This is a genomic window from Macrococcus equipercicus, assembly GCF_024205945.1.
Lineage (GTDB): Bacteria > Bacillota > Bacilli > Staphylococcales > Staphylococcaceae > Macrococcus > Macrococcus equipercicus.
This window is the reverse complement of sequence record NZ_CP073809.1, coordinates 1,468,676-1,492,203: the sequence shown is the minus strand read 5'-3', so window position 1 is coordinate 1,492,203 and position 23,528 is coordinate 1,468,676. Positions and strand designations below refer to the sequence as shown.

The window sequence follows — 23,528 nt, the reverse complement described above, 5'->3', positions numbered from 1 at the left end:
ATGCCCCGCGCTCTTTTTGTTACTTCGCCTGCTGCATGAATTCATCTGTCGCAATTTCCGGTTCGAAATTATCCGGTAAAATCTCAGTTCGGATGACCAGCACGTCACATTCGGCGTGTCTGACAATGGCTTCAGAGACAGAACCGATGATGAAGCGTTCGACGGCATTCAAACCTGTAGAACCACACATGATCAAGTCGACGCCGAGTTTTTTAGCAATTTTCTTAGGGATGATTGTCTTCGGAGAACCGTATTCAGTATAAGTCTCAATTTTAGTGACACCGCGCTCCATAGCTGCATTTTTGTAACCGTCAAGCAGTGAGCTGCTGAAGCTTGCGGCACGCTCAGAGATGGAACGGTCATATGCTTCGACGCTTGCATAGCTTCTAGTGTCAATGACGTTGATGATGGAGAGTTTGGCGTCATTACGTTTTGCAACTTCAACAGCTTTATTGAATGCCCATTCCGCTTCACTGGAACCGTCGACTGCAATTAAGATGTTTTTGTACTGTAACATAAAAATCCCTCCTGAATCGTTCTTTACTACACTTTTATTATAACACAAATTATGGCAGTGCTATAATAAATGGTTGCGTTTTCAAAATGAAATGTTACTATGAATGTGAACCATATTAAGGAGGCAGAACAACATGAAGATTGGTGTACCTAAGGAAATCAAGAATAATGAAAACCGTGTGGCATTGACACCGGCAGGCGTCTATTCATTAGTGGAAAGCGGTCATGAAGTGGTTGTCGAGACAGCGGCTGGCATGGGTTCATTCTTTACCGATGAAGACTATGTTAAAGCAGGCGGTCAAATTGCAGCTACTGCTGAAGAAGCATGGAATGCTGACATGGTCATGAAAGTAAAGGAACCGCTGGCATCTGAATACGGCTTCTTCAAAGAAGGGTTAATTCTGTTTACTTACCTCCACCTTGCACCGGAGCCGGAACTGACAAAAGCACTGCTGGACAACAAAGTAGTGGGCATCGCCTATGAAACAGTGCAGCTGGACAATGGCTTCCTGCCGCTGTTATCACCGATGAGCGAAGTAGCTGGACGTATGGCGACACAGCTCGGCGCGCAGTACTTACAACGAACAAACGGCGGTAAAGGTATTCTGCTTGCGGGTGTCCCAGGCGTCCACAAAGGGAAAGTGACGATTATCGGCGGCGGCCAGGCAGGCACGAACGCTGCGAAGATGGCCGTAGGTCTTGGCGCAGAAGTAACCATCCTTGACTTAAATCCAAATCGACTGCAGCAGCTGGATGACCTGTTCGGTAACAGCGTGCAGACGTTGATGTCTACACCGTTTAATATCGATGAAAGCGTGAAAGAGAGTGACCTTGTGATCGGTGCGGTGTTGATTCCAGGTGCTAAAGCGCCGAAGCTCGTCACAGAAGAAGTCGTCAAAGGTATGAAACCGGGTTCTGTGGTCATCGATATTGCGATTGACCAAGGTGGTATTTTTGAAACGACAGACCGCATTACCACTCATGATGATCCAACTTACATGAAATATGATGTTGTTCATTATGCAGTAGCGAACATGCCGGGTGCTGTCCCAAGAACGTCAACAATGGCACTGAACAATGCGACTATTCCTTATGCGCTGCAGATTGCCAACAAAGGTTATGTCGAAGCCGTCAAGCAGAACCCGGCACTGTATAAAGGGCTCAACACATTGAATGGTTTTGTCACATTTGAAGCGGTAGCAAAAGACCAGGGGCTTGAGTACCGCGAAGCAAAAACATTATTATAATATAATAAAGAAGCAGGACCTCAGCGGAGATCCTGCTTCTTTTGTTGTCTAGACGATTTTCGTGCCGTGAACTTCCTGGAACGGAATCTGACTGATGAGCTGCTCCACATTATCCTTGGTCAGACTGCCGCCAGGCATGATCTCTAGTCTGCCTTTTGAATAGACGAGCAGGCGGGCAAGCTGACTGATATTATCAAGTATGGAAGTCGCAGCATCAGCCGAGCCGTGTGTCAGCAGGCGGATGACACCGAGTTCAATCAACTGGTCCATCGCTTTCAGCTGCTGATGCTTAGGAATATGGTCATATGCCATATGCATGACGAACGGGATATGTGTGACACTCATCAGTTTCTGGAGGGTCAGTACATCCAGCGAGCTGTCCGCTGTCAGTGCGCCGCACACAAAGTAGTCTGCACCGAGCTTTGTATATTCGATGATGTCCTGCCGCATCACTTCCTGTTCGAATACATCATAAGTGAAAGTGCCGCGCGGTCTGATCATGACGGCGACTTCGACATTCATATGATGACAGTAGTCGACGGCGCATTTGACCATGCCGTAGCTCGGCGTCGTGCCGCCGACATTCATATTGGCGCAAAGTTCAATACGGTCAGCCCCGCGGTTGACCGCAGCAACCACTTCAGGGAACGTTTCAACGACTGCTTCCCTGATCATTTCGGATAACGCGTCAGCACTTCGCAGCCGTCTTTTGTGACGACGAGATCATCTTCGACACGGACACCGACTTCTCCTTCAACATAAATTCCGGGTTCAATCGTGAAGACCATGCCTTCCTTGAAGCAGTCATCATTTGCTGACGAAATGTCAGGGAACTCATGGACGCTGATGCCGAGGCCGTGGCCGAGGCGGTGAGGAAACTGGTCGCCGTAGCCCTGCTCTGTAATATAGCTGCGGGCCGCGTCATCGCAGTCTGCAATACGGACGCCGGGTTTGACGAGTTGGATGGCGCGGTTGTTTGCTTCTGTGACAATGGCATGGATTGTGTCGTGAAGCGGTGCTGTTTCACCGAAAGCGACTGTTCTTGTGATGTCTGAGCAGTAGCCGTTATAGACAACTCCTAAGTCAAACAATACATATTCTCCGTTTTTCAGTGTGCGGCTGCCCGGTGTCCCGTGAGGAAGCGCTGCATGGTCGCCGAATAATACCATCGTGTCAAAGCTCATTGCCGTGATACCGTCGATCTTCAGCATCGCGGCTTCAATGTGACGCACGACTTCTATCTCACTGATTCCTTCTGTCAGCGCCTGGACACCGATTTCCACTGCCTGGTCAGCATAGCGTGCAGCGGCCTTCAAGATGTCAAGCTCAGCTGCAGATTTGATGTTCCGCAAGTCTTTGATTGTCTGGTCGATGCTGACGTAGCCGTCCATATTGAAATAGGATTTCAGTTCCTCGAGCCGCTTCACTGATAGATGCTCGCTTTCAATCCCTATGTTCTTGAATGAGAAGGCACTGAGCGTGTACGGGTTTTCGGTGTCAAGATAACCGATGACTGTACCGGTGAATACGGCTTCAGCTGCCGGCACTTCCATTTTAGGGACGAACAGTGTCAGTGCATCTTCAGTGATCAACAGGGCGAGCAGCCGTTCATGAGGATTGGACAGAAACCCTGTCAAGTAGTTGATGTTCTCCGGATTAGTAATCCATAACGCATCCAGTCTCCCGTTCAGCAGTTGTCTGAGGTAGTTGATTTTTTCAATTTGCATAATGATCTCCTTTCAATATCTGTCATGTACAATCATATCAAATAGACCGGTGTTCATGTATAATAAAGTTATATTATCAAGGGGAGTGTTATTAATGGAAGTTATCTATCATGGCCAGTCCTGCATTACATTTGAAGCGAATGGACAGCATGTCATCGTCGATCCATTCATTACTGGAAACCCGTTATCGGATTTAAAGGCGGACGAAGTTGAAGCGGACTTTATTGTGCTGACACATGCTCATGGTGACCATTTAGGAGACACCGTCGCTATCGCGAAGCGCACGGGGGCTACTGTGATCGCCCTGCCGGAGACGATTCACTATTTGAGCACTAAAGGCGTGGAGAACGGGCGTCCGATGAATATCGGCGGCAACTGTGAGTTTGCTTTCGGTAAAGTGAAGTTCGTGCAGGCCTTTCACAGCAATTCATTCACTGAAGAAGACGGCACGATTATTTATTTAGGCATGCCGTGCGGACTCATCTTCACTATAGACGGACAGGTGATTTATCATGCCGGCGATACAGGATTATTCTCTGATATGGCGCTCATCGCACAACGTCATCCGGTTGACCTCTGCTTCGTACCTATTGGTGATAACTTCACGATGGGAATTGATGATGCGAGCTACGCAGTGAACGAGCTGATCAAGCCGCGGATTGCTGTGCCGATTCATTATGATACATTTGAACTGATCAAGCAGGACCCTGAGGAATTCAAAGCACAGGTGAAAACACGGGTCGACATACTGAAGCCCGGTGAAGCAGTAGTATTATAGTTGATAAACAAATAACAGGGCGTTGAGCCCTGGTTAATGAATGTAGTTTGAGGTGACAGCATGACAAAGCACGAGCAGATTATTGCACATATTGAAGGGTTGAAGATCGGCAGCAAGATTTCTGTCAGACAAGTCGCCAAAGATTTAAAAGTATCAGAAGGAACGGCTTACCGGGCAATCAAAGATGCCGAGAACAGAGGGATTGTGTCGACGATAGAACGCGTCGGTACAGTGAGAATCGAGAAGAAGACACGTGAGACCATCGATAATCTGACATTTGCTGAAATCGTCAAAATTATCGACGGCCAGGTGCTCGGTGGCAGAAGCGGACTGCATAAATCACTTGCCAAGTTCGCTATCGGCGCAATGGAAGAGAAAGATGTAGCGAAATATCTCGGGGCGAATACGCTGCTTATCGTCGGTAACCGGCCGAACGTCCAGCAGATCGCCCTTGAAAAGGATACTGCAGTCTTGATCACCGGCGGCTTTGAAGCGGATGAATCCATCCGGCAGCTGGCTGATGCGAAAGGACTGCCTATCCTCTCATCTACTTATGACACGTTTACAGTCGCCAACATGATCAACCGCGCGATCTACGACCAGCTGATTAAACAGGAAGTACTGTCTGTCGCAGAGATTTTGATTGCCGCTGACAAGACGAGCGTACTTTATGACAGCGATACAGTGCGTGACTGGAAGGAATTATCCGTGTCATCCGGGCATACCCGCTTTCCCGTGCTGAATGAGCAGCAGAAAGTATGCGGCATTGTCACACATAAAGATATTATCGACCAGGACAACAGTGTCAAGATTAAGAAGCTGATGACTAAAAACCCGATTACTGTATCAGAGAATTCAACAGTTGCTGCATGCGCCCATATTATGATCTGGGAAGGCATTGAACTTCTGCCGGTCATCTCAAGACAGCACAAGCTGACTGGGATCGTCACGCGTGAAGATGTGCTGCTGGCGATGCAGTCAGCAGACCGTCAGCCGCAGATCGGGCACACAATCAATGACCAGGTGCTGAAATATATGCGCTTTGAAGGCAATGATATCACTGTCAGAATGACGCCTCAAATGTCGAGCAACCTCGGCACGGTCAGTAAATCGGTATTTGTCGCCATTATTGAAGAAGCAACGAAGCATGCGATGAAGCGCGAACGTAAGCGTGAGATTCTCATTGAAAGTCTGAACATTTATTTTCTGAAGACTGTGCCTATCGATTCGGAACTGTCGGTCGTGCTGCTGCAGCTGGATTCCGGCCGGAAGTTTGCGAAGCTGGAAGTGGATATATGCACCAAGCAGGAAACAGTCGCGAAGGCCATGCTGATGTGTCAGCTGATTGAAGCATAAAAAAAGAAAGCCTTAAGCTTTCTTGTCTTTGTCGAGTTCTGCCCAAGCTCGATCTTCCTCATCAAAATACTGTTCAAAGTAGCGGCCTGCTTTAATACCATAATTGATATTGGCGAGTCCGAAAACAATCAGCACTGCACAGATGATATAAGTCACAGCGCTTGAGAACAGCAGGAGCTGATTGCCGGCAAAAGCAATCATAAAGATGCCGAACATCATTCTGCCGCGCGCCCGGTGCCATGCACGTCTCACGTCGCGGTTTGTACGGAAATATTTAGCGAACTGATACAGTGAAAGCATGAAGGTGATGATCATAATCAATACAGTCACTGAAATAATATAAGGAAAAATTGTCTGCCACATAACGAACGACCTCCAACTGCATTATAGCAATGACGATAAAAACTGTAAAACGATATTTAGGAGATATTATGGATAACCAACAAATCAAGATACTGCAGAATATGCTGAATTTATATGATACGATCATCATTCACCGTCACGTCCGCCCGGATCCTGACGCACTAGGCTCACAGCTTGGACTGAAAACAGCGCTCCACAAAATGTGGCCGCGTAAAAAAGTGCTGGCCGTCGGTGATATGCCTGACAGCCTTCAGTTTTTCGGCGGCATGGATCAAGTGACGCCCGAGGACTATGAAGAGGCACTGGTTATCGTACTTGACACCGGCAATGCACCCCGCATCGATGGGGAGCATTATCAAGCAGGCAAATATTTGATTAAGATTGACCATCACCCGCCGGTCGACCAGTACGGGGAACTGAACATTGTCGATACGAAGTCGTCATCAACGAGTGAGATGATCTATGAGATTTTATTGTTATGCGGCTACGGCGAGGATTATATTACCCAGGAGGTCGCTATATACCTCTACTTAGGAATTGTAGGGGACACCGGAAGATTCCTCTTTAATAACACGACGCCGCGCACGATGGAGATTACCTCAAAGCTGCTGAAATATAATATCAATCATACGACGCTGCTGAACCAAATGGGTGAACGGCCGCTGAAGAGCATTCATTTCCAGGGCTACGTGCTGCAGCACTTCAGCTATGAAGACCATGTCGGCTTTATTTTTATCACGCAGGATGTGCTGGAGCAGTTTGATATCACAGCATCTGATGCTGCGCTCTTCGTCAACAGTATGAGTGATGTGGCAGGCATTGAAGCATGGGTGTTCGCAGTGGATGAAGGAGATCAGATCAGAGCGCGCATCCGCAGCAAGCGCGCAGTCATCAATGAGCTGGCAGCCCGCTATAACGGCGGCGGCCACCCGCTGGCGAGCGGTGCCACAGTCTACAGCAGAGAAGCGTTTGAGCAGCTGGTGCGTGAGCTGAAAGAGACAGTGAAGTAAAGGAGAGAGCGTATGGTCGTCCAGCTGAATATTCATAGTTGCTATGACTTATTGCAGTCCACGATAAGAATTAAAGAGCTTGCAGCAGCAGCGAAGGCAGATGGCCAGCACGCTCTCGCCTTAACGGATACGCATGTGTTGTTTGGTGTCCAGGCGTTTTATGAGACGTGCATAGCAGAGCAGATTAAGCCGATCATCGGCATGACGGTTCACTTGACTGACGGTAGTCATGAATTTGATGCGGTCATTCTTGCAAAGAACCAGACCGGCTATGATAATCTGCTGAAGCTGTCTTCGAAGATTCAGTTGAAGGGACTCACGACTGTGCCGCTGACGCTGTTTGACAGCTATCGTCAGCAGACCGTCGTTATTTTCAAGCAACTGCCTGCTGCCCTCAGTCATCTTGTGGATGATGAGAGCTACGCCTGCCATCTGTCAGCAGTGGCTGATGACAAGAAAGTCTATTTAGCGGCTGTACGTTATATGAAGCCGTCCGGTCTCAAAGACTTGACGGTCCTGCAGGCGATTGACAGCAATGAAAAACTAATGCTTGAGTCCCTCGGTAACCGGACCGGCGATGACTATTTTAAGACATGTGAGCAGCTGGCAGCGCTTGACATCAACGAAGACTATATGGCGCGGACGGAAGAGATTGCGGCACTATGTCATGTGACGATTGAAGCGCTGCAAAAGCTGCCGAAATTTAAGACGCCTGACAACGAAACAAGCGATGATTATTTATGGTCGCTGATTGAGCACGGCCGTCAGAAAATCAAGCATTTCGATGAGCGCTACGAACAGCGCGTGCAGCACGAATATCGTATTATCACTCAAATGGGGTTCAGCGATTATTTCCTTATTGTCGGTGATTTAATCAACTATGCCAAATCCCAGCATATTCTTGTCGGACCGGGGCGTGGTTCTTCAGGCGGCTCACTCATCAGCTACCTGCTTAACATCACGATGATCGATCCGATTGAACACGGGCTGTTCTTTGAACGTTTTCTGAATCCTGAACGGGTGACTATGCCTGATATTGACATCGACTTTGAAGATACAAGGCGCGAAGAAGTCATCCGTTACTGCATCGATAAATACGGGGCTTTCAATGTGAGTGGTATCGTCACTTTCGGCCATCTGCTGGCCCGGGCTGTCATGCGTGACGTCGGACGGATACTGCAGTTCAGTGATGACGACTTGAAGTATGTATCCCATCTTATGCCGAAGAAGCTTGGCCTGACACTTAATGATGCTTATCAGCTTGATGACTTCAAGGCCTTTGTCAATAAGGATGACCGCCATCAGCAGTGGTTTGAGATTGCCTGTCAGCTGGAAGGGCTGCCGCGTCATACATCAACTCATGCAGCAGGCATCATCATCCATGACCAGCTATTGACAGACTACGTCCCGCTGCTGCCGGGGGACGGCATCAACTTGACGCAGTGGACAATGACGGAAGTAGAACGGCTCGGCCTGCTGAAGATCGATTTTCTCGGTCTCCGCAACTTGACGATTATTCAGCGCGTGCTGAATCAGGCGGGCATTAAATTGACGACAGATACTATCCGCTATGATGATCAAGACGTCTTCCGCGGCCTGTCAGCTGCTGATACGAGCGGTGTCTTCCAGTTGGAGTCAGAAGGCATGAGAAATGTTTTAAGACGGCTTCAGCCGGAGAGTTTTGAAGATATCGTTGCCGTGCTTAGTCTCTACAGGCCGGGACCGATGGAGCAGATTCCGCTCTATATCGACAGACGTCACGGAGCACCGGTCACTTATCTTCATCCTGACCTTGAACCGATTCTCGGTAAAACATACGGCGTCATCATCTACCAGGAGCAGATTATGCAGATCGCGAGCCGGTTTGCGGGGTTCTCGTTAGGTGAAGCGGATAATTTAAGGCGGGCGATGAGCAAGAAGAAGCGCGATGTCCTTGAAGCGGAGAAGCAGCACTTCATCGCAGGCAGTGAGACAAACGGCTACGACCGGGAGACGGCAGAACAGATCTATCAGCTGATTCTGAAGTTTGCGGATTACGGGTTTCCGAGAGCACATGCTGTAGCTTACAGCCAGATCGCCTATATAATGATGTATTTGAAAGTCCATTACCCGGCCTTTTTCTATGCCGCTATTATGAGTAATGTCATCGGCAGCGAGGATAAGACAGCAGCCTTTATCAGCGAGCTGAAAACTAAGAACATCCCTTATACGAAGCCGTCCATCAATAGCTCCCACTGGTTTGTTCGAGCAGTCGACGGTTCTGTCGTACTGTCACTCGGCATGATCAAAGGAATCGGTTATAGAACAGTGATGGACATTATTGACGAACGGAAAAATGGTCCGTTTACTGACTTGTATGATGTAATCCATCGCCTGCCGGCAAAAACTGTGACGCGGCCGGTGCTTGAAGCACTGATTTTAACAGGGGCGTTTGATGAGTTTGAGCTGAACCGGGCCACACTGCTTGCCTCGCTCGACGAGGCATTGAATACAGGCGGCCGGACGGAAGGTGATCATTTCCTGGAAGACCTCGGCTTCAGTCTGAAGAAGAAGTACCGGCATCACGAGGAGATGACAGAAGAGCAGCAGGCGGCTTTAGAATTTGACCATCTCGGCTTCTTTCTGTCAGAGCATCCGGTTGAGAAATTGTTCAGCGCCCATCTCTATCTGCCGCTCTACCAGATTCAGCAGGCAGCGGCGGGCCGCTATATACTGGCAGCAGTCAGCGCAGTGCGGCGAATCCGGACGAAGAAAGGACAGCCCATGGCGTTCGCAAAAGTAATGGACGGGGTGAAGGAACTGGAGCTTGTCATCTTCCCTGATGTCTTTAAGACAGTTGAAGCGGTTCTGCAGAAAAATGCAGTCGTCGTCATCAAGGGCAAGTTCGATAAAGAAAAGCTCATTGTTGACATGGTGCAGTCGTTCGATTCGTTCAAGACACATTACATGAATCAGCTGAAGGAAATATATGTGCTGAAAAAGCCTGAATTACCACTCGGACAAGGTCCGATCAAGCTGTTTGAATATTCGATGGCAACCGGGACCAGCGAGCAGCTCGCGATGATCGATAAAACGACCGCAGGACAGCTGCTGGAAACTTATCCGCCGGAAATGATACGGGTGATTTAACCTTTTATATGGCGGGTCTTTATGATATAGTAGTCCGTAGTGGTCAGACCACTACGGCTATTTTTGATGACTGCTGAAATGAGGTGCCGGGTGACCCGGATAAGACGCTGTCAGCAGCTGTTCAATTGGTTGTATAATCTAATGACCGATACAAAGCTGAAGTCGAAAGGATGAAGAAATTGTCACTGAAAGATGATGCATTATATTTACATAGAGTCAAGCAGGGCAAGCTTGAAATCAAATCCAAAGTTACCGTGAGAAATGGCGCCGATCTGTCACTCGCTTATTCTCCGGGTGTGGCAGAGCCATGCAAAGCAATCTTTGAAGATGAGAGAAAAGTATTCGATTATACAATGAAAGGTAACACAGTAGCCGTAGTCACTGACGGAACAGCAGTGCTTGGTCTCGGCAATATCGGGGCTGAGGCAAGTCTGCCGGTTATGGAAGGTAAGGCAGTACTATTCAAAGGATTTGCCGGCGTTGACGCATTTCCGATTGCACTGAAAACGACGGATGTAGATACAATCGTTGAGACGGTGAAGCTGCTTGAACCGAACTTCGGCGGCGTTAACCTGGAAGACATTTCAGCGCCGCGCTGTTTTGAGATTGAGACGCGTCTGAAGAAGGAGACGAATATCCCTGTCTTCCATGACGATCAGCACGGGACAGCGATTGTCACAGTGGCGGGTCTGCTGAACGCCTTGAAGTTGACAGGACGTACGCTTGCCGATATTAAAGTCGTATTGAACGGCGCAGGCGCAGCAGGTATCGCCATCGTCAAACTGCTGTACAGCTACGGTGTAAGAAACATGGTGATGTGTGATTCACGCGGTGCGATTTTTGAAGGACGCAGCAACGGCATGAATCCGACGAAAGATGAAGTCGCTCAGTGGACGAATAAGGACAAAGTAGAAGGGTCACTGCATGATGTGATTAACGGCGCTGATGTCTTCATCGGTGTATCTGTTGAAGGCGCGCTGACTGAAGAGATGGTCAGAACGATGGCGACAGACCCGATCATCTTTGCGATGGCGAATCCAAATCCTGAGATCATGCCTGACAAAGCGATCGCAGCGGGTGCTAAAGTGGTCGGGACGGGACGCTCTGATTTTCCGAACCAGGTCAACAATGTACTGGCTTTCCCTGGTATTTTCCGCGGTGCATTAGATGTCCGCGCGACACATATCAATGAAGACATGAAGCGTGCTGCTGTTGAAGCGATCGCTCAGCTGATCAGTGACGATGAACTTAAACCAGATTATGTCATTCCGGGCCCGTTTGATAAACGCGTCGCGCCGAGCGTAGCAAAAGCAGTCGCAACAGCGGCCATGGAATCAGGCGTCAGCCGTATTAAAGTCAATCCTGATGATGTCGAGAACAAGACTTACGACCTGTCGGATTTAGAATAAGAGGTGGAAGACCTTGACTGAAAAGCAGCAGAAAGGATTCGTCTCTGTTGTTCATGAACTGCAGGAAATTATAATGGATAACCATTTATCACCAGGAGACAAGCTGCCTTCTGAGCGCTATTTAAGTGAGAAACTGAATATCAGCAGGTCCAGTGTCAGAGAAGCGCTGCGGGCAATGGAACTGATTGGTATCATTTCGACAAAAAGAGGAGAAGGAACTTTTCTCTCCAATATGGACGACCATCAATTATTTGAACTCATCGGCAGCTACTTGATCTCATCGGATAAGCAGATCAATGAAATTACAGAGTTCAAGAAAGTGATAGAGCATCATTTGACTGAGACGGGTTCGGATAACTTCATCATGACCCGGGTCGGTAATTTGCTGAGGCATTATGAACGTGCCTTTAATGAGCAGGAGGATACAGATGTTTAAAGATATTTTTAAGCGGTCAAGCAATAAGAAGAGAAAATATGTTGTCGTTCAGAATATGAAGGACACTGATGTCCCTGAAGGTATTATGACTAAGTGTCCGAAGTGCAAAAAAATCATGTATACGAAGGAACTGAGAAAGAACTTAAATGTGTGTACGAACTGTGATTATCATCTGGCATTGACAGCTCATGAGCGCATTCAAGTGATTGTCGACAAAGGCAGCTTCAAAGAGTTTGATGCCGGCATGACGTCTGCCAATCCGCTTGATTTCCCGGACTATCTTGAGAAACTTGAGAAAGATAAGAAAAAGACAGAGCTGAATGAAGCCATTGTGACCGGGATAGGAGAAATTGACGGCATGCCGCTTGGTATTTGTGTGATGGACTCCAGATTCCGTATGGGCTCGATGGGCTCTGTTGTCGGTGAGAAAATATGCCGCATCATTGACCATTGTACAGAGCACAGACTGCCGTTCGTCATTTTCACAGCAAGCGGCGGTGCACGGATGCAGGAAGGGATTCTGTCACTCATGCAGATGGCAAAGACAAGCGTGGCGATCAAGCGTCACAGCGACCAGGGTCTGTTATATATTTCCTATATGACGCATCCGACAACAGGCGGCGTCAGCGCGAGCTTTGCTTCTGTCGGTGATATCAATCTGGCTGAGCCGGAGAGCCTGATCGGCTTTGCCGGCAGACGCATCATCGAACAGACGATCGGCGAGAAGCTTCCTGATGACTTCCAGACTGCTGAATTTCTGCTTGAGCACGGACAGCTCGATAAAGTTGTGCACCGTAAAAATATGCGGGACATTCTGAAGCAGCTTCTATTAATGCATGGAGGTAAATCCAATGGTACTTCAATTTGAGAAACCACTTGTCAAACTGGACAATAAAATAAAAGACCTCGAAAAATATATGGTGAATAAAAATGTGGACCTGACAGGTGAAATCAGCCAGCTGCAGCAGGAACGCCATGAAAAATTTGTCGAGATCTATGCTAACTTGACGCCATGGCAGCGTGTGCAGATCGCACGGCTGGGAGAGCGTCCGACGTCCCTTGATTACATCATGGAAATCTTTGATGAGTTCATTGAACTTCATGGTGACAGAACGTTCAGAGATGACCCGGCACTGATCGGCGGCATCGGACTGTACAAAGGGATGCCGGTTACAGTTATCGGCCATCAGCGCGGTAAAGATACAAAGGACAACATTTACCGTAACTTCGGTATGGCGCATCCTGAAGGCTACCGTAAAGCACTGCGGCTTATGAAACAGGCGGAGAAGTTCAACCGTCCGGTCATCTGCTTCATCGATACGAAAGGCGCTTATCCAGGGAAAGCAGCTGAAGAGCGCGGACAGAGCGAATCCATCGCCCGCAACTTAGTGGAAATGGCAGGCCTTAAAGTACCGGTCATCTCCATTGTCATCGGCGAAGGAGGAAGCGGCGGCGCACTTGGTCTCGGCGTCTGCAACCACTTACTCATGCTTGAGAACTCCACTTATTCCGTCATCTCTCCTGAAGGTGCGGCAGCGCTGCTCTGGAAAGACAGCGCGCAAGCTCAGCGTGCAGCTGAATCGATGAAAATCACAGGTCCTGACCTATTGGAACTGGGCGTTATCGACTATTTGATTGAAGAAGTGCTCGGCGGTGCACATCAGGACGTCAAACAGCAGAGCCGGCTGATTAATCAGCAGCTCGAGCAGTCATTAAGCGAGCTGCGCGAACTCAGCGCAGACCAGCTGCTTGACCAGCGCTATAACAAATATCGCACTATCGGCCAGTTTGAAGAATAATATGAAGAAGTTTACCGGTGCTCGTCTGCATTTTAATGAATGATGAGGGCGCAGGTAAGCTTCTTTCATTATTGCGGACCATAAAACGTTTACATAGCGTGAATACACCTCTTTTAATGGAATAACCCTTTATTTTATGGTAATTTAATAGTAAATATGAACTTTAAAGTGAGGACTTTTTCTATGAAAAAAATAGCAGTATTGACAAGCGGTGGCGACTCACCGGGAATGAACGCTGCCGTTCGTGCAGTCGTAAGAAAAGCGTTGTTCCATGATGTGGAAGTTTATGGTGTCTACCAAGGATACCTCGGTCTGCTGAACAACAATATTAAACCGATGGAGCGCGGTTCTGTAGGAGATAAGATTCAGCGCGGCGGTACATTTCTTCAATCAGCTAGATGTCCGGAATTTAAAGATAGAGAAGTCCGGCAGCGCGGGATTGATAATCTTAACGCGCTTGGCATTGAAGGGCTGGTTGTCGTCGGTGGCGACGGCAGTTATAGAGGAGCGCAGCGGTTAAGTGAAGAAGGCATCAAAACAATCGGTATTCCAGGCACTATCGACAATGATATTAATGGGACAGATTTTACGATCGGCTTTGATACGGCACTTAATACGATCATCGATGCTATCGATAAAATCCGTGATACGGCGTCAAGTCATGAGCGGACGTTCATCGTTGAAGTGATGGGACGCGACGCAGGTGATCTCGCGCTCTGGTCTGCGCTGGCAGGCGGTGCTGAGACTGTGCTTGTTCCTGAGCATAAGAAAGATATCAAGGAAGTCGCTGACAAAATCCAGCAGGGGATTGAACGCGGCAAGAAACATTCCATCATCATCGTCGCTGAAGGCGTGATGACTGGAGAGGAGTGTGCTGACCAGCTCAAGAAGTATATCAATGTTGATACACGTGTCTCTGTGCTGGGTCATATGCAGCGCGGCGGCTCACCATCAGGCGTGGACCGCGTACTGGCATCACGCTTAGGCGCTTACGCTGTCGAACTGCTGATGGCAGGTGAATCCGGACTTGCAGTCGGCATTCAGAACAACAAGCTGACTAAGACGAAATTCGAAGATATTTTCTCCACGCAGCACGTCCTTGACGAAAGAATGTATCGACTGACGAATGAACTTTCGATTTAAATATGCAGCATCATTAAAATAACTAATTGACGGAGGCTCATGACCCATGAGAAAAACTAAGATCGTATGTACGATAGGACCTGCTTCAGAAGCACCGGAAATGCTGGAACAGCTGATCGAAGCAGGAATGAATGTAGCGCGTTTGAACTTCTCACACGGCAGCCACGAAGAACATGCAGCACGGATTGCCAATATCCGGCAAGCAGCACATAAACTGAATAAGACAGTAGCTATTCTGCTCGATACTAAAGGACCTGAAATCCGTACACATAATATGGAGAACGGTAGAATCGAACTGACAAAAGGCTCCACTGTAGCGGTCAATATGTCTGAAGTGACAGGAACGCCGGAAGAATTCTCTGTGACATACAGCCAGCTGATTGATGATGTTCATGTCGGCTCCACTATTCTTCTTGACGATGGGCTGATTGAACTTAATGTGAAAGCAATCAACCACGATGAAGGGAAAATCATCTGTGATGTCATCAATGCCGGTGAACTGAAAAACAAAAAAGGTGTCAATGTACCGGGCGTTAAAGTCAATCTGCCGGGAATCACTGATAAAGATGCTGAAGATATTAAATTCGGTATTGAACAGAAAGTCGACTTCATTGCGGCATCATTTGTCAGACGGGCATCAGACGTGCTTGAAATCAGAAAGATTCTAGAAGAACGTCAATGTGACTTCATCCACATCATTCCGAAGATTGAGAATGAAGAAGGCATAGAAAATATCGACCAAATTCTTGTTGTATCAGATGGTCTGATGGTAGCGCGCGGGGATATGGGTGTCGAAATCCCGGCAGAAAAAGTGCCGTTAGTGCAAAAAGACTTAATCAGAAAATGTAATGCATTAGGTAAGCCGGTCATTACAGCAACACAGATGCTTGATTCTATGCAGCGTAATCCGCGTTGTACAAGAGCGGAAGCAAGTGACGTTGCGAATGCCATCTATGACGGTTCTGACGCTGTCATGCTGTCCGGGGAGACAGCAGCAGGGCTTTATCCGGTGGAATCTGTCCGCACAATGCACAATATCGCGTATGCGGCAGAAGAAGCACAGGATTACAAGAAACTGCTGAGCGACCGCACTAAAATGACAGAAACAACGATGGTCAACGCAATCGGTGTGTCTGTTGCTCATACGGCACTCAACTTGAATGTGCAGACGATAGTCGCAGCAACAGAAAGCGGGCATACAGCGACTACTATCTCTAAATACCGTCCTCATGCCCATATCGTTGCAGTGACACCTTATGAAGAGACAGCGAGACATATGACGCTTGTCTGGGGCGTACTGCCGTTAGTGAAAGAAGGTAGAAAAACGACTGATCAATTGCTGAACGGTGCGGCAGAAGCTGCGATTGAAACAGGGACAGTTGACAATGGTGACTTGATCATCATTACTGCCGGCGTTCCGACCGGCGAAGCAGGTACGACAAACTTAATGCAGATTCAGCTTGTGGGCGATGAACTGGCAACTGGACAAGGTATCGGTCGTAATTCAGCAGTCGGTCGTGTCGTTGCTGTTAAAGAAGCGGATGAACTAGAAGGTAAAGACTTATCATCTGCTATCATCGTCACACAGTCTACAGACGCTGATATGGTGCCTTATATCGAACAGGCACTGGCAATCGTCACAGAAGAAGGTGGATTGACAAGTCATGCCGCAGTCGTCGGTCTGACATTAGGTAAACCAACTATCGTAGGTGTAGACAATATTTTCAGCAGGCTGGATAACGATACATTAGTCACAGTCGATGCGGCACATAACAAAGTGTATGCCGGTCACGCAAAAGTATAGCAAAAAATGAGCCGCATCATATGCGGCTCATTTTTTATGTTTAATAATTAGTGGCTTCTGCGCGTCTGCACACGGTACATGATGAACAGAATAACAAACCATAATGGTGTCCAATATAAGGCAACTCTTGTATCAGGTGCCAGGAAGAGCAGTGCGAATACAAAGACGAAGAAAAGCAGTATGATGACTGCTGAGAACATTCCGCCCGGCATCTTGAACTTAGAAGCTGTATGCTTCTCAGGATTGCGTTTTAAATACACCATGTAGGAAATGATGATCAGTGACCAGACAACGATGAAAAACACAGTTGATAGTGTAGTGACAAGTGTGAACACTTGTGATGCATTCGGAATGAAATAATTCAGCAGCACTGAAATTAACAGCAGTGCACTTGAGAAGATAACAGCGTTGGCAGGAACACCCTGCTTATTTGTCTTTTCAAAGAAACCTGTATCTTTAGAGTAATTTTTGCTCAGTCCGAACAGCATACGGCTGTTTGAGAAAATACCGCTGTTACATGATGACGATGCAGACGTAATAACAACGAAGTTGATCAGACTTGCCGCAAAGACGATACCGATCAGCTTGAATAATTCAACGAACGGGCTGAGCTGCGGATCAATGCTATTCCACGGTGTGATTGATATGATCACAGCTAACGCACCGATATAGAACAGTAGAATACGAATCGGTACATTGTTGATTGCTTTTGGAATCGTCTTGTGAGGATCCTGCGTCTCACCTGCTGTCACACCGATCAGTTCGATACCGACGAAGCTGAAGACTGCCATCTGGAAGCTGAGCAGGAATCCTTTAATGCCGTTCGGGAAGAAACCGCCGTGTGACCATATATTGGATAAGGAAGCATGGCCGAATGGCGTTTTAAATCTAATGATGATCAGCACAATGCCGACAACGATTAAAGCCACAATTGTGACGACTTTAATGATGGCAAACCAGAACTCGAGCTCACCGAACATTTTAGCGGTCAGCAAGTTGAGTACGGAGAGAACGACAATTGTAATCAGCGCGGAGATCCATGTCGGAAAATCCGGCCACCAGAAATTGATGTACTGAGCGACCGCGGTCACTTCAGCCATACCTGTCACAATCCAGCAGAACCAGTAAGTCCAGCCGGTCACATAACCTGCAAAGTCACCTAAGTAATCTTTGGCGATATCTGTGAAAGAGTGGTAATTAGTATTGGAGAGCAGCATTTCTCCGAGCGCGCGCATGAACAGAAATAAAAACAGGCCGATAATTGCATAAGTCAATAATATAGATGGGCCGGCCAGATGGATGGTCTTTCCGGCACCGAGAAATAATCCAGTCCCGATGGCGCCGCCGATTGCAATTAACTGAATATGTCGATTGGACAAAGTTCGCTGTAAATCATTATGCTCATGTTCTAATGGTTGATTTTCTTTCATTTTAATCCTCTTTTCATTGTTAGACTAAACTTATTATGATATTAACTATATAAAAATTCAAACTATTTATTAAAATAAGAAAGATTTAATGTATATGCATGATTATCTCCCATAATTGCATCATAATAAATACATCATAAGTAAAACTTATCATATATCATAATGAATATTAAATGTATGAATTCATTCACAAAAAGGTGGAAATTAGCTATAATGAAACTGTGAAAGCCGTTACAGTTTGGCATTTCTACTATAAAACATAGTAAAGAGGGGTTAAGATATGTCAGAATTAACAAAAGGGTTAGAGGGAATTGTTGCCACTCAAACTAAAGTAAGTTCAATCGTTGATGATCAGCTAACTTATGCAGGCTATGAAATTGACGATTTAACTGAAAATGCATCATTCGAAGAGGTCATCTTTCTGTTATGGCACTTTAGACTGCCGACTGCTGGAGAGCTGCAGAATCTGAAAGATCAGCTGTTCGATAATATGGTGCTGAACCCAAGAATGTACAGTCATTTTGAAGATTACGCAACCGATCAGATTCATCCGATGACCGGCCTTCGTACATCACTCAGCTATTTAGCGCATTTCGATCCGCGTGCTGAAGAGTTCAATGAAGCGGCTCATTTAAATAAAGCGATTCGTATACAGGCTAAAGTTGCATCACTTGTCGCAGCGTTTGCCCGTGTCCGTCAAGGTAAAGAAGTCGTCAAGCCGAAGAAAGATTTAAGCTATGCAGCGAACTTCCTCTATATGTTATTCGGCGAAGAACCGACACCATTACAGGAAGAAGGATTCAATAAAGCATTGATCCTGCACGCGGACCACGAACTGAATGCGTCGACGTTCACTGCCCGTGTAGCCGTGTCTACGTTATCAGATATGTATTCCGGTGTCACTGCAGCAGCAGGCGCGTTAAAAGGGCCGCTTCACGGCGGAGCGAACGAGCAGGTCATGAAGATGCTGACTGAAATCGGTACTCTTGATAAAACGGATGAGTATATCCAGAAGAAAATTGACAATAAAGAGAAAATTATGGGCTTCGGCCACCGTGTATATAAAAATGGTGACCCGCGTGCCAAGTACTTGAAAGAAATGTCACGCAAAATTACAGATGAAACAGGCCAAAAAGAGCTGTTCGAGATTTCTGTCAGAATCGCTGAAATTCTTAAGGAGAAAAAAGGTCTGCTGCCAAACGTCGACTTCTATTCTGCGACTGTTTACCATTCAATGAATATCGAGCATGACTTGTTCACACCGATCTTTGCTGTTTCTCGTGTGTCGGGCTGGATCGCACACATTCTTGAACAGTATGCGGATAACCGCATCATCCGTCCGCGTGCCGAATATGTCGGCGATGTTCACCGCAAATATGTTCCAGTGTCTGAACGTTAATCAGCAGTAAGACATCACGTTTTACCACTATCAATTATTATACGGAGGTTTATCATGGGAGAGAAAATTACTAATTCTAACGGTGCACTTAACGTACCAAACAATCCGGTCGTACCATTCATCATCGGTGACGGTACAGGTCCTGACATCTGGAAAGCAGCAGTACGAGTACTTGACGGTGCAGTTGAAAAAGCTTATAACGGCGAAAAGAAAATTGAATGGAAAGAAGTCCTTGCCGGCCAGAAAGCATTCGATGAAACAGGCGAATGGCTGCCGCAGGAAACTCTAGATACAATCGATGAGTACTTGATCGCGATTAAAGGCCCGCTGACAACACCAATCGGCGGCGGTATCCGTTCACTGAACGTTGCCTTACGTCAGGAATTAGATTTATTCGTCTGCCTGCGTCCAGTGCGTTACTTTGAAGGCGTGCCTTCACCAGTGAAACGTCCTGAAGATACAGACATGGTGATTTTCCGTGAGAACACTGAAGATATTTATGCAGGCATTGAATATAAGGAAGGTTCAGATGACGTGAAGAAAGTCATCGAATTCCTGCAGAACGAAATGGGCGCAAAAAATATCCGCTTCCCTGAAACGTCAGGTATCGGTATTAAGCCGGTTTCTAAAGAAGGAACTGAACGCTTAGTCCGTGCGGCGATCAACTATGCGCTTGAGCAGGGTCGCAAGTCACTGACGCTTGTCCATAAAGGGAACATCATGAAGTTCACGGAAGGTGCCTTCAAACAATGGGGTTATGACCTGGCTGAACGTGAATTCGGTGATAAAGTGTTCACATGGGCACAATATGATAAGTTGGTTGAGTCAGACGGCAAGGAATCGGCTGATAAAGCACAGGAAGATGCAGTAAACAGCGGCAAACTGTTAGTGAAAGATTCTATCGCTGATATCTTCCTGCAGCAGATCTTGACACGTCCGGCTGAATTTGATGTCGTCGCAACAATGAACTTGAACGGTGACTATATTTCTGATGCACTGGCAGCACAGGTCGGCGGTATCGGCATTGCACCGGGAGCGAACATCAACTACGAAACAGGTCATGCGATCTTTGAAGCGACACATGGCACTGCGCCTAAATACGCAGGCCTTGACAAAGTCAACCCGTCGTCAGTGATTTTAAGCGGTGTGCTGCTGCTTGACCATTTAGGCTGGAGTGAAGCTGGTCAGCTGATCACTGAATCAATGGAGAAAACGATTGCTTCTAAAGTCGTGACTTATGACTTTGCACGTCTGATGGACGGTGCGACAGAAGTGAAATGTTCAGAGTTTGCTGACGAACTCATTAAAAACCTATAATAGCAGAACGGACACTCTCCTTGGAGAGAGTGTCCGTTTTTTGATGAAAAAAATGAATTTTAACATCTATTATTGTAAATTTAATGTAAAGAAATGTTACCATCCTTTGAAGTTTGTTGATAAATGATAGTCATTTGTTTTCTAATTAATATATAATGGGGTGGACAGATACTGTGGAGGGATATAATGGGTCAGAAAGTTCTAGTAGTTGATGATGAGCAGTCTATCGTTACTTTATTACAATACAATTTACAGCAGGCAGGTTATGATGTCGTCACTGCTTATGATGGTGAAGAAGGATTGAATAAAGTGTTCACTGAACGTCCTGATATTGTTGTGCTTGATCTGATGCTGCCGAAGATGGACGGGGTCGAAGTTTGTAAAGCGGTACGGAGTGAGAAGAACCATGTGCCGATTTTAATGCTGACGGCAAAAGACGATGAATTCGATAAAGTGCTTGGTCTTGAACTTGGTGCTGATGATTATATGACGAAGCCCTTCTCTCCGAGAGAAGTGGTCGCAAGAATCAAGGCCATTTTGAGACGTTCACAAGTCAGTGAACAAAGCAGCGATATTAAGCAGAGCAGCGAAATTCTCGTCGGCAAGCTGAAGATTCTGCCGGAACACTTTGAGGCGTATAGAAATGATCAGCTCCTTGACTTAACACCGAAGGAATTCGAACTGCTGATCTATTTGATTGAACGGCAGGGCCGCGTCATTACGCGGGAACACATGCTGAACTCTGTATGGAACTATGAATTCGCAGGAGATTCACGCATTGTTGATGTGCATATCAGCCACTTGAGAGAAAAGATTGAAGATAATCCTAAGCAGCCGCAATACATTAAAACAGTCCGCGGGCTGGGCTATAAGCTTGAGAATCCGAAGGCGCTATGATCAGCTTTCAAAAACGACTGCTCTTACTGCTTACAACATTATTTGTTGTAAGTTTTCTTTTGCTAGGTTTCTTCCTCTCAGTAACTTTAAGTGACAGAATATTTGACAGTAAAAAGCACGAACTGAAAAATCAGGCGAAGCATATTATCCATATGCTGAATGACGAAAAGAATATACAGTATTATTTAAGAAGCGAAGATACCGCGGTTGACCAGATTATGATTAAAAAACGTGGTAAAGTCATCTACAAGAGTGATTCCCTGGACGTCATCAAGCTTAAAGAAAGACTCAAGACGTGGAAGGATTATTCGGTGGAAACCGAGTTCTTCCGGGACTATAACGATGACAATCAGGCGCTGCTCATCCAGGATGAGGATGGTTATTCGGTCTATCTTATAGACGATATGAGCGAGCTGAAAAGTATTATCACCCAGATGTGGGAGTATTTGCTGTTAATCTTTTTCATTGTGCTGCCTGTCATCTATATCATTGTGCGCTATGTCAATAAAAGCTATATCGCGCCGATCAGCGAAGTGACTTATGCTTCGAAGCTGCTGGCAGCAGGTAACTACAAAGTCAGAGTGCCGGAAAGCAGTGTCACGGAAACGAAGGATCTCTATATCAGCACAAATATACTCGCCCGGACGCTCCAGTCTTTGAACAATGAGCAGAAACTGCAGCGCAACCGGCTGGAGACGACGCTCCAGAACATCCCGTCTGCGCTACTGCTCGTCAATAACCACGGCGACGTTGTCATCAGCAATGATACGTATAACCGCCTGTTCAATAATGACGGCCCGTCTCTTGCTGGTTACTATGAGAAAGCGATTGCTTATCCGGCCATCAACCAGATGATCAAAGAGGCGATTGCCACCGAGAAAACGATCAATGAGACGCTCGAGATCACCATCAACGTCCATCAGAAATATTTTGATGCGGCGGTTGTGCCTGTGCTATCCAAAACACGACGCAAGCTGGAAGGTGTAGTCATCGTGCTGCACGATATCACGCAGCTGAAGACACTGGAACAGATGCGGAAAGATTTTGTAGCCAATGTCTCGCATGAACTGAAGACGCCGATCACATCAATCAAAGGATTTTCGGAGACACTGCTGGACGGTGCGAAAAACGACCCTGAGTCACTCGATATGTTCCTGAACATCATATTGAAGGAGTCGAACCGCATACAGGTGCTGGTGAGTGAGCTGCTTGAACTGTCGAAAATCGAGCGCAACAATCATCTTCAGCTGACGCCTGTCAATCTGAGTGACAAAGTCATGAACTGCGTTGAAGTCGTACAGTCGCTCGCTGCGAAAAAGAATCTGATAATTAAGCTTGAGCTCGAAGAAGAAGTAGTGGTGCAGGCCGAGCCGAGCAAGCTGAAGCAGGTCATCATCAATCTTTTGTCGAATGCCATCAACTATTCGACTGACAATGATGAAATCATCGTCCGCGTGATGCAGCAGGATGGACTGTCTATTCTTGAGATTAAAGATAACGGCATCGGTATCGCTGAAGAAGAACAGATCCGAATCTTTGAGCGGTTCTACCGTGTCGATAAAGCGCGGAGCCGTGACAGCGGCGGTACCGGACTTGGACTTGCCATCGTCAAACACATTGTTGAAGTATTCAACGGTGAGATAGAAGTCGACAGTCAACCAGGAGCCGGTTCCACTTTCCGTGTAAAATTCAAGGCGCTGTAACTTAATAAAATAATTACATTGAATTAACAAACAAAGAGACAGTACCTGTTATAATATTTCTAGAC

20 protein-coding genes are annotated in these 23,528 nt (G+C 46.8%); 15 read left to right on the top strand and 5 right to left on the bottom strand.

The window, feature by feature from the left end:
- Positions 1–19: 19 nt before the first annotated feature.
- Positions 20–517 carry a universal stress protein gene (locus KFV11_RS07735; RefSeq protein WP_149458360.1) on the bottom strand — a complete coding sequence of 166 codons (498 nt, stop codon included), beginning with the start codon at positions 515–517 and terminating at the stop codon, positions 20–22.
- Positions 518–650: 133 nt separating this feature from the next.
- On the opposite strand from KFV11_RS07735, the gene ald reads away from it, so the two are divergent.
- Positions 651–1,763, top strand: a complete 1,113-nt coding sequence (ald, locus tag KFV11_RS07730; protein WP_254249629.1) for an alanine dehydrogenase — start codon at positions 651–653, stop codon at positions 1,761–1,763.
- Positions 1,764–1,811: 48 nt separating this feature from the next.
- On the opposite strand, the gene KFV11_RS07725 is transcribed toward ald, so the two are convergent.
- A complete protein-coding gene (locus KFV11_RS07725; RefSeq protein WP_149458362.1) occupies positions 1,812–2,438 on the bottom strand; it encodes a copper homeostasis protein CutC in 627 nt (208 codons plus the stop codon).
- Positions 2,435–3,490 carry a M24 family metallopeptidase gene (locus KFV11_RS07720; RefSeq protein WP_254249628.1) on the bottom strand — a complete coding sequence of 352 codons (1,056 nt, stop codon included), beginning with the start codon at positions 3,488–3,490 and terminating at the stop codon, positions 2,435–2,437. The genes KFV11_RS07725 and KFV11_RS07720 overlap by 4 nt, the downstream gene beginning before the upstream one ends.
- A 94-nt stretch (positions 3,491–3,584) precedes the next feature.
- Here KFV11_RS07720 and KFV11_RS07715 point away from each other — a divergent pair, with 94 nt between their 5' ends.
- Together KFV11_RS07715 and KFV11_RS07710 are read left to right on the top strand one after the other, a co-directional pair.
- The gene (locus KFV11_RS07715) at positions 3,585–4,268 is read left to right on the top strand and encodes a metal-dependent hydrolase (RefSeq protein ID WP_149458364.1); all 684 of its coding nucleotides are present in this window, start codon (positions 3,585–3,587) and stop codon (positions 4,266–4,268) included.
- Between the two features lie 60 nt (positions 4,269–4,328).
- Positions 4,329–5,624, top strand: coding sequence for a DRTGG domain-containing protein (locus tag KFV11_RS07710; RefSeq protein WP_254249627.1), 1,296 nt, complete (start codon positions 4,329–4,331; stop codon positions 5,622–5,624).
- A gap of 12 nt (positions 5,625–5,636) precedes the next feature.
- Here KFV11_RS07710 and KFV11_RS07705 read toward each other — a convergent pair whose 3' ends face one another.
- Positions 5,637–5,987 (bottom strand): YtpI family protein, encoded by a 351-nt coding sequence (locus KFV11_RS07705; RefSeq protein ID WP_254249626.1) that lies wholly within the window; start codon positions 5,985–5,987, stop codon positions 5,637–5,639.
- Positions 5,988–6,055: 68 nt separating this feature from the next.
- On the opposite strand from KFV11_RS07705, the gene KFV11_RS07700 reads away from it, so the two are divergent.
- The 8 genes from KFV11_RS07700 (at position 6,056) to pyk (ending at position 16,717) form a co-directional block, all read left to right on the top strand.
- Positions 6,056–6,997, top strand: coding sequence for a DHH family phosphoesterase (locus KFV11_RS07700; RefSeq protein ID WP_254249625.1), 942 nt, complete (start codon positions 6,056–6,058; stop codon positions 6,995–6,997).
- 12 nt (positions 6,998–7,009) lie between these two features.
- On the top strand, positions 7,010–10,126 hold the full coding sequence (locus KFV11_RS07695; RefSeq protein WP_149458368.1) for a DNA polymerase III subunit alpha: 3,117 nt from the start codon (positions 7,010–7,012) through the stop codon (positions 10,124–10,126).
- A gap of 179 nt (positions 10,127–10,305) precedes the next feature.
- Positions 10,306–11,535 carry an NADP-dependent malic enzyme gene (ystJ, locus tag KFV11_RS07690; RefSeq protein ID WP_254250611.1) on the top strand — a complete coding sequence of 410 codons (1,230 nt, stop codon included), beginning with the start codon at positions 10,306–10,308 and terminating at the stop codon, positions 11,533–11,535.
- A gap of 13 nt (positions 11,536–11,548) precedes the next feature.
- Positions 11,549–11,971 carry a FadR/GntR family transcriptional regulator gene (locus KFV11_RS07685; protein WP_246143104.1) on the top strand — a complete coding sequence of 141 codons (423 nt, stop codon included), beginning with the start codon at positions 11,549–11,551 and terminating at the stop codon, positions 11,969–11,971.
- Positions 11,964–12,839 (top strand): acetyl-CoA carboxylase, carboxyltransferase subunit beta, encoded by an 876-nt coding sequence (gene accD, locus KFV11_RS07680; RefSeq protein WP_254249624.1) that lies wholly within the window; start codon positions 11,964–11,966, stop codon positions 12,837–12,839. Before KFV11_RS07685 ends, accD begins: the two co-directional genes overlap by 8 nt.
- A complete protein-coding gene (locus KFV11_RS07675; protein WP_254249623.1) occupies positions 12,823–13,770 on the top strand; it encodes an acetyl-CoA carboxylase carboxyltransferase subunit alpha in 948 nt (315 codons plus the stop codon). Before accD ends, KFV11_RS07675 begins: the two co-directional genes overlap by 17 nt.
- Positions 13,771–13,953: 183 nt before the next feature.
- Complete coding sequence (gene pfkA / locus KFV11_RS07670; protein ID WP_149458371.1) at positions 13,954–14,913, top strand: 6-phosphofructokinase; 960 nt, start codon at positions 13,954–13,956, stop codon at positions 14,911–14,913.
- Between the two features lie 46 nt (positions 14,914–14,959).
- Positions 14,960–16,717 carry a pyruvate kinase gene (gene pyk, locus KFV11_RS07665; RefSeq protein WP_254249622.1) on the top strand — a complete coding sequence of 586 codons (1,758 nt, stop codon included), beginning with the start codon at positions 14,960–14,962 and terminating at the stop codon, positions 16,715–16,717.
- Between the two features lie 47 nt (positions 16,718–16,764).
- On the opposite strand, the gene KFV11_RS07660 is transcribed toward pyk, so the two are convergent.
- Positions 16,765–18,147: an amino acid permease gene (locus tag KFV11_RS07660; protein WP_149458373.1), complete on the bottom strand. Its 1,383-nt coding sequence runs from the start codon at positions 18,145–18,147 to the stop codon at positions 16,765–16,767.
- 280 nt (positions 18,148–18,427) lie between these two features.
- Here KFV11_RS07660 and KFV11_RS07655 point away from each other — a divergent pair, with 280 nt between their 5' ends.
- The 4 genes from KFV11_RS07655 (at position 18,428) to pnpS (ending at position 23,463) form a co-directional block, all read left to right on the top strand.
- A complete protein-coding gene (locus tag KFV11_RS07655; RefSeq protein ID WP_149458374.1) occupies positions 18,428–19,546 on the top strand; it encodes a citrate synthase in 1,119 nt (372 codons plus the stop codon).
- A gap of 54 nt (positions 19,547–19,600) precedes the next feature.
- On the top strand, positions 19,601–20,863 hold the full coding sequence (gene icd, locus KFV11_RS07650) for an NADP-dependent isocitrate dehydrogenase (RefSeq protein WP_211359970.1): 1,263 nt from the start codon (positions 19,601–19,603) through the stop codon (positions 20,861–20,863).
- A 186-nt stretch (positions 20,864–21,049) separates the two neighbouring features.
- A complete protein-coding gene (locus tag KFV11_RS07645; RefSeq protein ID WP_149458376.1) occupies positions 21,050–21,760 on the top strand; it encodes a response regulator transcription factor in 711 nt (236 codons plus the stop codon).
- Positions 21,757–23,463: a two-component system histidine kinase PnpS gene (pnpS, locus tag KFV11_RS07640; protein ID WP_254249621.1), complete on the top strand. Its 1,707-nt coding sequence runs from the start codon at positions 21,757–21,759 to the stop codon at positions 23,461–23,463. The genes KFV11_RS07645 and pnpS overlap by 4 nt, the downstream gene beginning before the upstream one ends.
- The last annotated feature ends 65 nt before the right edge of the window (positions 23,464–23,528 follow it).

Excerpts from the sequence above, each read along its gene's own strand:
- KFV11_RS07735 (WP_149458360.1), bottom strand. The coding sequence starts at position 517 with ATGTTACAGTACAAAAACATCTTAATTGCAGTCGACGGTTCCAGTGAA.
- ald (WP_254249629.1), top strand. The coding sequence starts at position 651 with ATGAAGATTGGTGTACCTAAGGAAATCAAGAATAATGAAAACCGTGTG.
- KFV11_RS07725 (WP_149458362.1), bottom strand. The coding sequence starts at position 2,438 with ATGATCAGGGAAGCAGTCGTTGAAACGTTCCCTGAAGTGGTTGCTGCG.
- KFV11_RS07720 (WP_254249628.1), bottom strand. The coding sequence starts at position 3,490 with ATGCAAATTGAAAAAATCAACTACCTCAGACAACTGCTGAACGGGAGA.
- KFV11_RS07715 (WP_149458364.1), top strand. The coding sequence starts at position 3,585 with ATGGAAGTTATCTATCATGGCCAGTCCTGCATTACATTTGAAGCGAAT.
- KFV11_RS07710 (WP_254249627.1), top strand. The coding sequence starts at position 4,329 with ATGACAAAGCACGAGCAGATTATTGCACATATTGAAGGGTTGAAGATC.
- KFV11_RS07705 (WP_254249626.1), bottom strand. The coding sequence starts at position 5,987 with ATGTGGCAGACAATTTTTCCTTATATTATTTCAGTGACTGTATTGATT.
- KFV11_RS07700 (WP_254249625.1), top strand. The coding sequence starts at position 6,056 with ATGGATAACCAACAAATCAAGATACTGCAGAATATGCTGAATTTATAT.
- KFV11_RS07695 (WP_149458368.1), top strand. The coding sequence starts at position 7,010 with ATGGTCGTCCAGCTGAATATTCATAGTTGCTATGACTTATTGCAGTCC.
- accD (WP_254249624.1), top strand. The coding sequence starts at position 11,964 with ATGTTTAAAGATATTTTTAAGCGGTCAAGCAATAAGAAGAGAAAATAT.
- KFV11_RS07675 (WP_254249623.1), top strand. The coding sequence starts at position 12,823 with ATGGTACTTCAATTTGAGAAACCACTTGTCAAACTGGACAATAAAATA.
- pfkA (WP_149458371.1), top strand. The coding sequence starts at position 13,954 with ATGAAAAAAATAGCAGTATTGACAAGCGGTGGCGACTCACCGGGAATG.
- pyk (WP_254249622.1), top strand. The coding sequence starts at position 14,960 with ATGAGAAAAACTAAGATCGTATGTACGATAGGACCTGCTTCAGAAGCA.
- KFV11_RS07660 (WP_149458373.1), bottom strand. The coding sequence starts at position 18,147 with ATGAAAGAAAATCAACCATTAGAACATGAGCATAATGATTTACAGCGA.
- KFV11_RS07655 (WP_149458374.1), top strand. The coding sequence starts at position 18,428 with ATGTCAGAATTAACAAAAGGGTTAGAGGGAATTGTTGCCACTCAAACT.
- icd (WP_211359970.1), top strand. The coding sequence starts at position 19,601 with ATGGGAGAGAAAATTACTAATTCTAACGGTGCACTTAACGTACCAAAC.
- KFV11_RS07645 (WP_149458376.1), top strand. The coding sequence starts at position 21,050 with ATGGGTCAGAAAGTTCTAGTAGTTGATGATGAGCAGTCTATCGTTACT.
- pnpS (WP_254249621.1), top strand. The coding sequence starts at position 21,757 with ATGATCAGCTTTCAAAAACGACTGCTCTTACTGCTTACAACATTATTT.